This window comes from Acinetobacter sp. CIP 64.2, assembly GCF_000369645.1.
In the GTDB taxonomy this organism is placed as follows: domain Bacteria; phylum Pseudomonadota; class Gammaproteobacteria; order Pseudomonadales; family Moraxellaceae; genus Acinetobacter.
Map to the genome: position 1 here is coordinate 559,458 of NZ_KB850121.1, position 15,295 is coordinate 574,752.

13 protein-coding genes are annotated in these 15,295 nt (G+C 40.6%); 5 read left to right on the top strand and 8 right to left on the bottom strand.

The window, feature by feature from the left end:
* Positions 1-3,242 (bottom strand): ESPR-type extended signal peptide-containing protein (locus F895_RS13785; RefSeq protein WP_005239713.1); only part of this gene is annotated, 3,242 nt, incomplete at its 3' end.
* Positions 3,243-3,502: 260 nt separating this feature from the next.
* On the opposite strand from F895_RS13785, the gene F895_RS13780 reads away from it, so the two are divergent.
* The gene (locus F895_RS13780) at positions 3,503-4,591 is read left to right on the top strand and encodes a helix-turn-helix domain-containing protein (protein WP_005239714.1); all 1,089 of its coding nucleotides are present in this window, start codon (positions 3,503-3,505) and stop codon (positions 4,589-4,591) included.
* A 323-nt stretch (positions 4,592-4,914) separates the two neighbouring features.
* Here F895_RS13780 and F895_RS13775 read toward each other — a convergent pair whose 3' ends face one another.
* Entirely contained in the window at positions 4,915-5,142 is a 228-nt protein-coding gene (locus tag F895_RS13775) for a hypothetical protein (RefSeq protein WP_005239715.1), read from the bottom strand.
* 228 nt (positions 5,143-5,370) lie between these two features.
* On the opposite strand from F895_RS13775, the gene F895_RS20150 reads away from it, so the two are divergent.
* Positions 5,371-5,604: a hypothetical protein gene (locus F895_RS20150; RefSeq protein ID WP_005239718.1), complete on the top strand. Its 234-nt coding sequence runs from the start codon at positions 5,371-5,373 to the stop codon at positions 5,602-5,604.
* 97 nt (positions 5,605-5,701) lie between these two features.
* Positions 5,702-6,133 carry a GNAT family N-acetyltransferase gene (locus F895_RS13765; RefSeq protein WP_005239720.1) on the top strand — a complete coding sequence of 144 codons (432 nt, stop codon included), beginning with the start codon at positions 5,702-5,704 and terminating at the stop codon, positions 6,131-6,133.
* 18 nt (positions 6,134-6,151) lie between these two features.
* Here the strand turns inward: F895_RS13765 and F895_RS13760 are convergent, their stop codons facing one another.
* Entirely contained in the window at positions 6,152-6,349 is a 198-nt protein-coding gene (locus tag F895_RS13760) for a helix-turn-helix transcriptional regulator (RefSeq protein WP_005239721.1), read from the bottom strand.
* Positions 6,346-6,720, bottom strand: coding sequence for a hypothetical protein (locus F895_RS13755; RefSeq protein ID WP_005239722.1), 375 nt, complete (start codon positions 6,718-6,720; stop codon positions 6,346-6,348). The genes F895_RS13760 and F895_RS13755 overlap by 4 nt, the downstream gene beginning before the upstream one ends.
* Before the next feature lie 222 nt (positions 6,721-6,942).
* On the opposite strand from F895_RS13755, the gene F895_RS13750 reads away from it, so the two are divergent.
* Positions 6,943-8,088 (top strand): alpha/beta fold hydrolase, encoded by a 1,146-nt coding sequence (locus F895_RS13750; protein ID WP_005239723.1) that lies wholly within the window; start codon positions 6,943-6,945, stop codon positions 8,086-8,088.
* A gap of 70 nt (positions 8,089-8,158) precedes the next feature.
* On the opposite strand, the gene F895_RS13745 is transcribed toward F895_RS13750, so the two are convergent.
* The 4 genes from F895_RS13745 to F895_RS13730 all read right to left on the bottom strand — a co-directional run bounded on the left by F895_RS13745 (position 8,159) and on the right by F895_RS13730 (position 14,333).
* Positions 8,159-10,222 (bottom strand): putative bifunctional diguanylate cyclase/phosphodiesterase, encoded by a 2,064-nt coding sequence (locus F895_RS13745; RefSeq protein WP_005239724.1) that lies wholly within the window; start codon positions 10,220-10,222, stop codon positions 8,159-8,161.
* Positions 10,223-10,972: 750 nt separating this feature from the next.
* Entirely contained in the window at positions 10,973-11,989 is a 1,017-nt protein-coding gene (ilvC, locus tag F895_RS13740; protein ID WP_005239725.1) for a ketol-acid reductoisomerase, read from the bottom strand.
* Positions 11,990-12,117: 128 nt separating this feature from the next.
* A complete protein-coding gene (ilvN, locus tag F895_RS13735) occupies positions 12,118-12,609 on the bottom strand; it encodes an acetolactate synthase small subunit (RefSeq protein ID WP_004655854.1) in 492 nt (163 codons plus the stop codon).
* Positions 12,609-14,333, bottom strand: coding sequence for an acetolactate synthase 3 large subunit (locus tag F895_RS13730; protein WP_004655856.1), 1,725 nt, complete (start codon positions 14,331-14,333; stop codon positions 12,609-12,611). The genes ilvN and F895_RS13730 overlap by 1 nt, the downstream gene beginning before the upstream one ends.
* Before the next feature lie 507 nt (positions 14,334-14,840).
* Between F895_RS13730 and F895_RS13725 the strand changes: the two genes are divergently transcribed.
* Positions 14,841-15,188, top strand: a complete 348-nt coding sequence (locus F895_RS13725; protein ID WP_005239726.1) for a DUF4124 domain-containing protein — start codon at positions 14,841-14,843, stop codon at positions 15,186-15,188.
* The last annotated feature ends 107 nt before the right edge of the window (positions 15,189-15,295 follow it).

Below are 15,295 nucleotides of genomic sequence, written 5' to 3' on the forward strand. Positions count from 1 at the left end.
TTTTTAGTGACCGTCAGGTTTTCTTCATTGGCAACGGTGCCGATATCAACCGTATCACCCGCTTTGATTGCACCGGCATTGGCACCATTGCTTTGCAGATTCCAGCCTTTATCCAACTCAGTGATGGCATCGCCAACATTGCTCACGTTATTGCCATTGACGCTATAACTTGGTGCACTGACCGTACCATCTGGATTGACAACCGAGCCACCGCCTAAAGCATCCGATACGCTCTTCGCTGTTCCTGCCAATTGACTGCCATTAATGGCATCGGTCGAAGTCGCATTGATATCGCCTGCGGCAACACCACTGATTTTGCCCGTCGTGCCATCAAGATTGATATCACCTACTTTTACTGAATCAAAGGCAACATCATTGGCTGTGGCAACGTTATAGATATCTTGTCCATCTGTACCCGTGGTTTTGGTCACGGTGATGTTTTTACCTTCAGTCACTTCAGTTTTAGCGGCTGCGGCTGCATTGTCGAGTTGACCTTTATTCACCGCATCAGTGTTATTGACACCTGCTGCAACATTTGTAATTGAATTTCCTGCGGCATTAATCCCCGACTTGGTCATGCTTGGGCCATTGCTGATGGTCACGCCATTGTCATTAATGACGGTATCACCTGCAGTTACGCTATCAACTTTCAGATTACGGTTTAAACCATATTGAATCGTCTTGCCATTTTTAGTGACCGTCAGGTTTTCTTCATTGGCAACGGTGCCGATATCAACCGTATCGCCTGCTTTGATTGCACCGGCATTGGCACCATTGCTTTGTAGATTCCAGCCTTTATCCAACTCAGTGATGGCATCGCCAACATTGCTCAGGTTATTGCCATTGACGCTATAGCTTGGTGCACTGACCGTACCATCCGGATTGACAACTGAGCCACCGCCTAGATGATTAGCTGTGGATTCTGCAAGGTTTCCTAAGGCTTGTTGTGTCGAATAAAGCTGAGAACCATTAATTGCATCGGTACTTGTTTCGCTGACACGACCAGCTGCCACATTGGTCACTTGACGTTCATTACCAGCACTACCCACACTAACCACACTGCTTGGGCTTGTGTCTGCATAGTTATAAGTGACACCACCTACCGTACCATTGGCAGTTGGATTGGCTGCATCAGTCACAGAGCCCGAGCCCAATGCAACGTCACTGGCATTGGCTGCCGTTGCACCCGAACCAAGCGCTATACCACGCACTGCCTGTGCACTCGCATTATCGCCCAATGCGATTGCACCTGCCGCCGCTGCCACAGAAGTATGTCCTAATGCCACAGAACCTTGACCGATGGCCTGATTTTCATAACCGAGTGCAACTGCACCATTCGCTGCAGTATTTCCTGCAGTGTCGCCTGCTGCTCTATTGTTTTTACCTAGTGCAACAGCTCCATCTCCATTCACGACGTTCGGATCACCTATTGCAACAGCACCATCACCTGTCGCTGTTTGAGCTCGCCCGATTGCAACTGCACCACCTATACCAGTTCTAGAATTGGCTGTGGTGCCATCCGAACCAATCGCAATATTTTTTCCAGTTGCACCAGTAGTGACACTATTCCCCATAGCAATATTATCGCCACCCGATCCTGCAGCTGTCGCGGCATTACGTCCAATGGCAATATCATTATTACTTATTCCTTTTGCACCTGTCCCTAATGCAATGCTATCCATTCCAATTGCATTGGGTGCCGTAGCGGTATCATTCTGCGCCCCACCCGTGCTGCTGCCAATCGCTATACCACGTACTCCTGTTGTAGTTGCGGAGTTTCCTAAAGCAATCCCTCCTGTCGCTCCAGCTGCCACTGTCGCTGTATTACCCTGTGCAATTGCAAAATCAGCCAGTGCCTGTGTACCACGCCCCATGGCAATACCCGTATTACCACTAGCAATATTATTCACCCCAATTGCGGTACTACTTATCCCTTTTGAAACATCATTACCAATACCAATACCTGTATTGTATGCTTGACTTGCCAAGTTACCCTGACCAATCACAACATTATAACCTGCAAGAGCAGGATCGCTGGCCGCCGTAATGCTGTTATTACTCCCTATTGCAGTTCCTGCGCCACGATTGGTTATTTTATTGTTTTGACCAACGGCAGTACCTCGACTGAGTACATTATCTTTACCGTCTGGATATACATTAGTTGCCCCAGCTACATTACTGCGACGGTCTGCCAACCGTTGCTGCATGCCAATATCTGTCCCTGTTACTTCACTGCCAGCACCAATTGCAACAGATTCAAGTGTACTTGCATTGGTTCGTGTTCCAACAGCAACAGAGTCCTCTGCCGCATTTGCAGATGTACCAGGGTCATAGTTCCGAATTCCTGAAGCACTTCCAATTGCTACCCCATGCTTGCCTGAAACTGTAGCTGAAAAGCCCAAGGCTATCCCTCCAGTTGCCCCTCGCTGCACTGTTGCAACATTTCCTTGGGCAATTGAGTAATCTGCATCGGCATAACTTTGACGTCCAAAAGCAATGGACGTTTGCCCTGTAACACGGTTTGCAACTCCAATCGCAATACTGTTAGTACCAACTCCTGTACCATCGGTTGAAGCAGCAGCATCGTCCACAATCTGGTTACCAATCCCCATTAATGTATTATAGCCGCCAGTCCCCACTGTACTATTACCTTGGCCCATCAATACATTATGAAAATTAGAACTCGTGTTCGAAACATTAGATGAACCGAAAGTTGTCGCTCCACCAGCTCCTCTGATAATATTTTGCCGACCAACTGCAGTTGATGAACCAAATACTCCTCCAGTATCACCTACGGGCACTCCTGGTGCATAACCCACATCTGTTGTACCTCTTCGGTTAACAATCTGCTGTTGAAATCCGGCATTCGTACCACTGATATTATTACCACAGCCAACTGCTGTGCCGTTGTCTCCATTGACTGAAGCCTGTCCTCCCGTACCACACTGAGCCCCCGTTGGTGAAATCGCCATACTGCTGCCATTACTATTGTTCACCACCCCTCCATTGGTGTTGGTCGCAGCAAAAGCTCCTGTACTAAAAAAAACCGAGCTTAATGCAAGAGCAATAAGAGTCGGTTTAAGTTGGGCTTGTTGATCTGTAACAGCAGAAGAGTTGATCTTTGTTTTAATTGAGATATTTGTGTTTACATTGCGTTTTTTAGTTGTACCACGTGCATTTTCAGAAACTACAGTCCATAAATTTAGACTCTTATTCCAAACTAAACGATAAATTTTATTCATAATAAGTACTACTTTAGAGGATTCTAACCTGTACAAATCTAAATAAATAAAACCTACATAAACTTAACAACCAATACACAATTTTAACAATCACATCACATATTTGTTTAATTACATGAATCATTCCTCAAAAGAATATTATTAAACATGATTGTCATAAATCTTTAACAAAATGGGACTTTAAATCTCAAACTCATAAAAATATATTCAGCTGATGTATAAGTATTTTAGATCTATCTCTTAATTTTATTTTAAAATTTATGAAAAAACAAATGCTTAACATTCACAACGATTATCTAAAAATACTTGTGGATACTGCAACCACATTTGGTGTCCCAAAAGGTGAAGTCATTCGATATTGTCAAATTCCTTTATCTTTGCTAACAGATAATAACAACAATGACCGTATAACTTTTGATCAATGGACCGATATTGTGATTCGGTTACTTGATTTATTACCTAACAAAGGAGTTGGCTATCAATTAGGGCTAAATTGTAAATTGACTGCCCATGGTGCGATCGGATTTATACTCTTGAGTAACAGTACAATTGGGAGAGTACTGATTGATTTACAAAAATATTATAGTATGCGCATTCATAAAATGGATTTAGCCATCCTTAACAAAAACAATAAAATTATTATTCGACTTACCCCACTCTATCAACTACCCGATCATTTAAACGAAGCCAAAAAAAATATGATCAATAAGTTCTTCATAGAAAGTGCATTGATTGACATTATTACTAATTTACAAATGATCACTAACTTTAATTTAACCGGGATTAATATTCATGTGACATGGGATAAAGAGGAATATCACAATCTCTATGAAAAACGTTTACCTGCTTTTCATTTCAATCGGGATCATAATCAAATTATTTTTGACCTTAAATGTCTAGATCTTCCTCTGACTTTTAGTTCAGATACTGCTTACCAACTTGCAATGGAACTGGTCAATAAAGAGTATCTTTTTTATAGAGATCAAGATAATAAAATTATTTTAAAGGTCAATCAGCAACTCAAATTTACACCTGGTCTAGGTTTTCCTAGTCTCGTTGATGTTGCAAATAAACTAAAAATATCAGAAAGAACCTTAAAAAGAGAATTGGCACTCGCTAATACAACCTTCTCGGCATTGCTGCAATCCAAAAAATTTGAATTGGCAAAAAAGTTAATTGATTCAAATCGAAATATTCAAGAAATATCTGATTTATTAGGCTATAGCCATATTAGCGCATTTTCCAGAGCATTTTTTGGCTGGACGGGGAAAAAACCGAGTGACTATATTCGTGAACAAAGGGTTTCTATTAAAAACTATTATCTAGAACCACCACAAAAACCATATTAATCGTTTTTTAATTATTCCTTTTTCACCGACTGACTAAACATATTAACTCTTAAAATTAAACAGATTATGCCTTTTCAATAAAAGTCATTTCTTTATTTTAAAAATGAGGTTAGATTATAAATACTCAGTTTCCCCCTCAGTTGTCGATACCCCGAATTAGGCAACTGAGGCTTTTTATTTTTTATCAAAGTGATTTTTTAACATCTAGTTAATTTAATATACTAAATCAGCATCAAACAATTAATTTAAACTTTCAGTGAACATCGTCTAAATTTTTCAAATGGTTATCTTTATATATTTTCAACCGTAATATACATTTCTGATTAAAAAGAACTAAATTTCTCTAACTCATCAATCAGTTGTTTCTTTAATTCATCATCATAAATTTTAAATTTTAGGTTTTCAGTATAACTTTCCGCAAAAATTAAACGGCTAAACTCACTGTTCGCCAACCCCTTGGTCAGCAAGAATGCCTGATAGGCTGCCAGTAAAGCACTCACTCGATGATTGAGTGGCTTTTTATCTCTTGTATTAACCCTTTCATTCTGCATATAAATATTTCCCTCATCCTTAAAATCCCCATATCCACAGTGATTTAAAGTTCTCAAGATATAGCTTCATCTTTTTATCATTATTTTTTATTATGTAAATTACCATAATATTTTTACATGACATTTTTATGACAACCAACACATTCATAAAAAAGCAATTAAGATCAGCTAGATAAGTTTTCTTATATAGACTATGCTGTATAAGCCTCTGATATGTGATCTATAACAATGAGCGATACCAGTCTGTTAATCGAATTGAATCAAATGATTGATTATTATATTTCGCGTAACGGCTATCGTCCGACTCGGATTCTGCTAGGCTATAAATCCTATACCGCACTGATGCAAGATCAACATTTTGCTCAAGATGTTATAAATTCTGCTTTAGATCCAAATAAGCGAAAATATAAGAAGCTGAAAATCAAAGTCACCAAAGATGACCATCAATTAGAACTTGAATAATCAAAGTGATCACTTTTATGTCGAATTCAAAGGATAGAAATCTCTCATAAAATGCTTGAAAATAGCCCCCATAAGACAGCCTGCTTGAAGTGAATCCATGATTATAAAAGCAACCCAACACGATCATTCTACGTTAATAGAAATATGGGAAAAATCGGTTAGAGCGACACATGACTTTTTACCTGAAACCATGATTTCAGAACTCAAACCGCTGATCCTGAATGAATATTTTCATCATGTTACACTGCATAAATATGTGATTGAGCATAAAATTGTCGGCTTTTTAGGCTGTAGTAGCGACAATATTGAAATGCTGTTTATTCTGCCAGAATATCGAAGATCAGGGATCGGCAAAGCTTTACTCGATTTTGCAGTTAAACAACTTCAGATCTATAAAGTTGATGTCAATGAACAGAATCTCCAAGCTGTTAACTTTTACCAAAAAATGGGATTTCATACGGTAAGTCGCTCAGAACTCGATGGCCAAGGTAATCCCTATCCGGTTTTACATCTACAAATGACCCCTTAAGCAGCAATGCTTAGGGGGCTATTCTCCCTCATAGATAAACACTTGTTCAATGCTCAATCCAAAGGCATGTGAAATCTTAAAGGCAAGCGTTAGACTTGGATCATAACGCTCCTTTTCAATCGCATTGATGGTTTGCCGCGACACGCTGACATAATCCCCCAAGTCACTTTGCGACCAGCCTTTGTGTTTTCTCAATTCAGGTAGATTATTTTTCATCTATATTTCCAAGTTCCAACGATGGTCGCAATCGACCAAAGCATTGCCATCATTGGCCAAATGATAAACATTGTGAGTTTTGGAAATCCAACATTTTCCAGAAAACCATAACTAAAGGTGATCAGTGATGTTCCGATAAAACTCATACCCAAGGCTTGTAATTGTATCTTCTGTTGCAGCTCATCAAAGCGCTTGAATTGTTGAATAATCACCCATGCAATGACCAATGCAGGTAACATCGGCGTTAATGAAACAACAATTTTAAGCCATTGTATATCAATAAAATTTAAGGATTTTAATGAGCCAATCAAAACCACCATATAAATTGAAATTGCGATGAGCAATTGCAACAAGTTTCGAGAATGATTCATACTGCACCATGTAAAGTAAGCTTTACAACAATATATAAACCACTCCGCAAAATGTAAAGTACACTTTACATTATTTTTTATTCAATCCTTAACATTTTGTGTTTATCTCCTTACCGAATTGATCATTTTGAAAGACAAGTTAAGCAAATGAGTCACTGAGCAAATTTATTTTTTCTTCTAATATGCCGCTATTGAATAGCAACCTTCGAGCTTTAGGTTCACATGACTCAATCACCAAAAGTTAAACGCAGTTTTCTTCACAGTCCAACTGCACAAAAAATGCTGAATAGCCGTAGGGGACGTCAGGCACGCCAAGTCCTCTCCAATGCAACAGATCGTCTCTTACGTGGTCAGCAACTGGCACTTTCAGGCAGAACACCTTTTGATATTGTGTATCAACGTGAAATTATTAGCTTACGCCACTATACGGTTGCAACAGACAGTACCGTAAAGCATCGTATTCCTTTGGTCATCGTGCCACCGCTTGCCGCGAATATGCTGATCTATGACTTATTCCCAAGCCGTAGTCTGGTGGCTTATTTTCTCGCACAAGGTTTTGATGTTTATCTGATTGATTGGGGGACACCAAGCCTACGCCAAGCCAAATATAATCTGGGTACATATGTGAAAACCTTTATGCCAGACTTTATTGAGAAAATCCGTGCGCATAGTGGTCAGCAACAATTATCGCTGTATGGTTGGAGCTTGGGTGGTGCGTTATCACTCTGCTATACCGCGCTGTTCAAAGATAAAAACATTCAGAATATGGTCATCTTGGCATCCCCGATTAATACCCATAAATCGGGTTATATGGGTAAGTTCTACCAACGCCTGACCGTTCCAGCACAATGGATTCGTAGCAATACCAAGTTTCGTATCCATCAAGTGCCTAGTCGCGTGTTTCATATTCATGGCTGGCAAAATACCTTAGGGTTTAAATTGACCGATCCAATTGGCAACTTTAAAAATTATTGGGAACTGCTAAAAAATCTGAATGATCGCCAATTTGTGATTAACCACGCCACTTCCAGTTCTTTTGTCGATCATATGCTGGCTTATCCAGGTGGCGTGATGCGCGATATTATTCTACGTTTCTGGATTGATAATGAGCTATCTACAGGCTCAGTCCAATTTGGTGAGCAAAGTGCCAACCTGAAAGATATTGATTGTTCCGTACTGGCAGTAGGCGGTCGTACCGATATTATTGTAACGGCGGAAGCAGTGCGCCCTCTTATGGATTTAATCAGCAGTACCGACAAACAGTTTGAAATTGTTCCTGGAGGGCATATGGGCTTGGTTTCAGGAAGTCAGGCACCCGAATTGGTCTGGCCTGTCGTCACTCAATGGTTAGCGCAACGTTCTGACTAAAATTATCCTTAAAACAAAAAGGCTGCCGATAGGGGCAGCCTTTAACATAAGCCGATCTTCGATTTATCCATCATGCAAAGTGCTGATAGCGATGCAATACCAGACCTTCTATATTGACGGGCGTACCTAATAAATAGCCTTGTAGTTGATTGCATCCCAAACTGGTCAGGATATCCGCTTGCTGTTGTGTTTCAACCCCTTCTGCTGTCACGACTAAGCCCAATTTTGCAGCCAGATGGATAATACTTTCTAAAATGGCCTCTTCTTTTGAATTCGGTTTCAGATCAATCAGGAAACCTCGATCAATTTTCAATTCATCGACTGGTAAATCTTTTAAATACAAGAAACTTGAATAGCCTGTACCAAAGTCATCAATTGCAATTCGAATCCCAAGTTTACGTAAACGTTCCAAGGTACGAATACTGGAATCAATATGATGCATTGCTGTAGATTCAGTAATTTCAAGAATGAGATGATGCGGTTGGATCTGATATTGTTCTAATAATTGTTCTAATACACTAAAAAGCTTTTTATTTTCAAATTGCAGAGCAGATAAATTAACAGCGATTGGATAAAAAGGACTGCTACTTCGTTCCCACTGCTGAATCTGTATACAGGCCTGTTCAAGTGCCCAATATCCCATCGGAATAATCAATCCAGTTTTTTCAGCACCCTCAATAAACATTTGCGGTGTCAATAAGCCCAGTGTTGGGTGTTTCCATCGAATTAAGGCTTCTACCCCACAGACCTCATAATTCGAGGTAAATTTGGGTTGATAAAACAGCACAAATTGTTGCTCATCAACCGCCTTATAGAGATCATTGATCAGTTTGGACTGACTGCGTACATCTTGCTGATCTGACATTGAGTGGAACATGGTATAGGTGTTACGGCCCTGATCTTTGGAAATCAGCATTGCAACATCCGCATTAATCAACAGGTCTTGAACATTGGTACCATGTTCAGGGTACATTGCAATCCCGACGCTGGCAGAAATATTAATATCTTTTGCCGCAATCAGATAAGTTTCCTGAATGTAATGCAAAATATCTTCTGAAAGCTGCATCGCTTCATTGATATCGGTATTCTCAGAAATTAAGACGAACTCATCTCCACCAATCCGAAACAGCTTATGACTTGAGCCCAGCTTATTGTATAAACGATTCGCCATCTGAATCAGTAACTGATCACCAATATGATGACCAAAAGCATCATTTACTGATTTAAAGCGATCTAGATCGATATATAAAAATGCCGCTTTTTGCTTATTTAAGCGATGATGATTGAAGACCTCTTCTGCATGCTCAGTCAGGTATAAACGATTGGGTAATTTGGTCAGTGTGTCATGTAAAGACTGGGTGGCTAGTTCTTTATTAATTAAAGTGAGTTGCTCATTCCTTTCTTCAAGTCTAGCCTCCAGTATCGCAACGGCAAAACCAGCAACAAAAACCAGACTGGTAATAAAAATAATCGTAAACAGTAAAACGCTTTGCCCTGTCTGCTCTGAAGTCAAAACTTGCGCCAGACTTTCATCAAAGTAGGTTGCAGCCATCCCTGTATAGTGCATTCCCACAATACTAAAGGCCATGAGCACAGCAACAACCCCCTTGAGCAAGGTACGATATTTGACTGCTGTTTTATATTTAAAAATAAAAAAGAAACTTAGACCTGAACCACTAATTGCAATTAAGACTGAACACAAGACCAGTAAAGGGTCGTAATGCATGGCATGATGTTCAACCGTCAGTGCCGCCATACCCGTATAGTGCATTCCGGATATACCAAGTCCCATAAACACGGCACCGAGAATCAAGCGCGGGATAGGCAAAGTCGGTCTTGAAGTCAGCCAAACAGCAAAGGTAGAAGCAACGGCCCCCACTAGGTAGGAAAGAACGGTCAAATTAACATCAAAAAGATAGCCTTCTGGCAAATGGCTAGCCAGCATTCCCACAAAGTGCATTGACCATATGGCTAATCCTAAAATCAGCCCACTCGCCATTAAAATGCTTTTTTCAAACTTTTTATAAGCAGCTTTAAAAACGAGTTCTTCCATCGAAACTGCAGCGTAACATGTCGCGACTGCAACCAAAATGGAAACGATGACCAATGTGCTATCGTAATCAACGTGAACCATAAAGGACTTCCATGATTATTCAGTACTTTTTTTTATATGATGAGCAAAAATGCCCGAAATCCGAACGACGTTTCACACCCAAAGAAGCCATGAAGACTGGATTCATAAACTTTCCTTAACAATAACATCATCTAGCATAAGGTCAAGTCTTTTTCACTTTATAAATCAATAGAATAAAAGCACATAATCATTTCAAACCAATGAAAAATCTTGTTTTTTTATTACATTTTTTTTACCAAAAGACTCATTTATTTTTACTAGATCATTTTAATTTTTAAGTCATGACAAATTCTTTGTTTTTAATCGTGCAGATACCCCAAAGCATGCAACACTTTTTCTATTTAATCAGAACCTCTTACAGCAATCAAGCTGATTAAAACACCAACAATATAAGCTTATTTTTTTATCTATATTGTTATAACTCTGTTATTGACTGGCATAAAAAAGCTCGCTTATTTCAACATGTTTTTTTGCTGAAATGAGCACCTAACCTCGTTCTTGTTTTTACCTACGGTTTTGTTCGCTGGAATCCTGAATAGGATCTTTTTCACAACGGTGGTGATATGCTTCGCTAACGCATGTAGCAGCTCGATTATCCAATAAAAACCCCCTGTACAAACCGGGGCTTTTAAAGATTAGAGCAGAACTTAGTTCTTCTCTTTATCTACGATTTTGTTTGCTTGCTTGAATCCAAGGTATGAACAAAAATGGGAAGCGTTGCTTCCCATTTTTTGTGTAAGGCACGTAACCTTAGTTCTTTTCTTTATCTACGATTTTATTCGCTTGAATCCAAGGCATCATCGCACGTAACTTGTTACCTGTTACTTCAATACCATGCGCAGCGTTTTGACGACGACGTGCTGTCATTGATGGGTAGTTTAATGCACCTTCTTGGATGAACATCTTCGCATATTCACCAGACTGGATACGTTTCAATGCATTACGCATTGCTTCACGAGACTGTTCATTAATGACTTCAGTACCCGTCACATATTCACCATATTCAGCGTTGTTAGATACTGAATAGTTCATGTCCGCAATACCGCCTTCGAACATCAAGTCAACGATTAACTTCAATTCATGCAAGCATTCGAAGTAAGCCATTTCAGGTGCATAACCAGCTTCAACCAAAGTTTCGAAGCCCATTTTAACCAATTCAACTGCACCACCACAAAGAACTGCTTGCTCACCAAACAAGTCAGTTTCAGTTTCTTCACGGAAAGAAGTTTCGATGATACCGGTACGACCACCACCTACACCAGAAGCATAAGAAAGCGCAACGTTACGCGCATTACCAGAAGCATCCTGGTGGATCGCGATTAAATCAGGAACACCTGAACCACGTTGATATTCCGAACGTACAGTGTGACCTGGTGCTTTTGGAGCAACCATAATCACGTCTAGGTCTTTACGTGGAACAACTTGGTTATAAAGAATAGAGAAACCATGCGCAAATGCTAAAGTTGCGCCTTCTTTGATGTTTGGTTCAATCACGTCACGATAAAGTTGCGATTGAAACTCATCTGGTGTCAAGATCATGACTAAATCAGCTTGAGCAACCGCAGCTGGAACTTCAGAAACTTTAAGACCTAAGTTTTCAGCTTTTTTCCAAGAAGTAGAACCAGCACGTAAACCAACAGTTACGTCTACGCCAGAGTCTTTCAAGTTAAGTGCATGTGCATGACCTTGTGAACCATAACCAATGATTGCAACTTTCTTGCCTTGGATGATTGATAAGTCACAGTCTTTATCGTAAAAAATTTGCATCTGTTTTCTCCGCTAAAATTTTTGTCATTTCCCTTGTTCTGCAAGGACAGATCTTTTGTAGGCTCCCCCATGATTACCGTTCTGGGTGATCCCCCCTCTTTTTCAAAGAGGGGTTTGGGGGAGATTTTTTAAATTGTTAAAACTTTTTCACCGCGCGCGATGCCTGATACACCAGAACGAACAACTTCTAGAATGGTATTTTCTGCCAGCGCATCAATAAAACCATCAATTTTTTCAGTTGTTCCTGCGATCTGAATCGTATAGGTCGTTGGTGTTACATCCACAATCTGAGCACGGAAGATGTCAGCCGTACGTTTGATTTCCGCACGTGCCGCACCCAATGCCTTGACTTTGATCAGCATCAATTCACGTTCAATGTGTGAACCTTCAGACAGATCAACCACTTTCACTACTTCAACCAATTTGTTCAATTGCTTGGTGATCTGCTCGATTTTGTGGTCATCGCCATAAGTGGTTAAGGTCAAACGCGATAAGGTTTCGTCTTCTGTCGGTGCAACATTGAGGGTTTCAATGTTGTAGCCACGTTGACTAAATAAGCCAACCAGACGAGAAAGCGCACCAGCTTCGTTTTCAACGAGTACTGAAATAATATGTCTCATTATGTACGCTCCCCTTTACCTAACCACATATCCTTCATGGACTGACCTGCAATCAACATTGGATACACATGTTCTGTACGATCAACCATGACATTAATGAACACGCATTTATCATTAATTGCCATCGCTTCAGCTAATTTAGAATCGAGCTCGTCAGCATGGTTAATCTGAATGCCCACATGACCATAGGCTTCCATTAACTTGGCAAAGTCAGGTAATGAATCGACATAAGAACTTGAATGACGTCCTTCGTAGTTCATGTCTTGCCACTGCTTCACCATGCCTAACGCCTGGTTGTTCAAGCAAAGAATTTTCACATTCAAGCCATATTGCTTGCAGGTCGACAATTCTTGGATACACATCTGAATTGATGCTTCGCCTGTAATACACACCACCTGCTGGTCAGGGAATGCCAGCTTTGCAGCCATCGCATACGGTAAACCAACACCCATAGTGCCTAAGCCACCAGAGTTGATCCACTGACGTGGACGTTTGTATTTGTAGTAGTTCGCACCAAACATTTGATGCTGACCCACGTCAGAAGTAATGATGGCTTCACCATTGGTCGCACGATCTAATGCCTCAACCACTTGCTGAGGTTTCATTACACCATTTTGACCTGCTTCATAACGCAAGCCATGTACTTTACGCCATTCATTGATCTGAGACCACCATGCTGCAATTGCTTCAGGGTTTGGCTTCGATACATTCATTTGTTTCAATTGCGCCAACATTTCTTGAAGAACAGGCTCTACTGCCCCCACGATTGGGATATGCGCCATAATGGTCTTCGAGATGGTTGCCGGATCGACATCAATATGAATGACTTTTGCATTGGTACAGAATTTTGCTGGGTTATTGGTCACACGGTCATCGAAACGTGCACCAATCGCTAAGATCACATCGGCATTATGCATCGCCATATTGGCTTCATAAGTACCATGCATCCCCAACATTCCCACGAATTGCGGGTCGTTACCCGGGAAAGCACCTAAGCCCATTAAAGTATTGGTGACTGGGTAGCCCAACAAGTGTGCAAGTTCAGTCAATAATCCAGAGGCATTACCTTGAACTACACCACCACCCGTATAAATCATCGGACGTTTCGCGGTAATTAACTCATCAATCGCTTTGCGAATTTGACCCGAGTGACCACGTGAAGGCGGCTGATATGAACGCATCTTCACTTTTTCAGGATATTCGTAGGCAAATTTTTCCGCAGGATTCGTTGCATCCTTTGGAATATCAACCACAACAGGACCCGGACGGCCAGACGCAGCGATATAGAAGGCTTTCTTAATAATTGCAGGTATTTCACTCGCGTGACGCACTTGGAAACTGTGTTTTACGATTGGACGAGAAATACCCACCATATCAGTTTCTTGGAACGCGTCTTCTCCAATCAGATGGCTTGCAACCTGACCAGACAAAATCACCATTGGGATTGAGTCCATATAGGCTGTTGCGATTGGAGTGACGGTATTGGTTGCGCCCGGTCCTGAAGTGACCAGTACTACACCAGTCTTACCTGTTACGCGCGAGTATGCATCTGCCATGTGACCAGCAGCTTGCTCATGACGAACGAGGTAATGGTTAATTTTGTCTTGTTGAAATAGCGCATCATAAATATGTAATACAGCGCCGCCTGGATACCCAAAAACATGCTCTACGCCTTCGTCCGCAAGGGCACGAACGAGCATTTCACCACCAGATAAAAGTTCCAACGTGATTCACCCTAGTGTTAGCACAATTTATGGGAGACATAAATTGTGTGTTATTCATTAACTTTTGCACTTCTTATAAGTGTGCGTATTCTACTCGTTTTTGCTGCAATAGGAAAAATTTTCTGAGACTCATCAGCCGTATAAACTTGATGACATCTCGAATCAAAATGTGCTGGGATAAGCAGATTTCAAAACGTCATTCTCTCGGCTAGAAAGAATGTCCATTGCAAGCCATGACATTTATTCGAAGGGTGATCAAATAAACACATATAAAACTTGAGAAAGCATTCTTGTTTCTTTCATAAGCAATGTCAAGAACAAAGAAAAGGTTTTTAACGAATATTTTTTGGCTGTTGTTTTTTTAAACACATTTCACGAAATATTTTGGTCTTTTTAAATGCCCTTTTATCAAAAAACTATTTTCTTTTTATTGAAAACTAGGCATTGTAAACTACTTGATTAGGCACTTTGGTCGAATATAAATATATTTTCTTGGGGAGATCAAATATGAAATCATCTTATTTAAAAACAAGCTTATACACGATTACAGCAACGATAATGCTGCTCTGTTCAAGCCAAAACCATGCACAGCAATATTATAAATGGGTCGATGCCAGTGGTTCGACCCATTACACCACCACACCACCACCGAAAGGTGCAAAACGTTTGGACAAAGTTTCGACTTATGGCAATAGCCATCAAACCACCACCCCAACCACTCAGCAAGGGCAGCAAGCCAATCCTGAAGCTGCGCCCAATATACCGCAACAGACATCTCAAACAGCACCTGTAGCACCAGCAAATACAGTTAAACCGCAGAGCCCGCCACCTGCCTCTGCTGTATCTGCTAAATAAACACAACGACAATCCTGCAAGGTCATCTTCAATACAGTGGCCTTGTAGATAAAATCCCGATCTAAAAACTGACAATTACTACAATTTTGCGCTATGCTGTGCAGCAA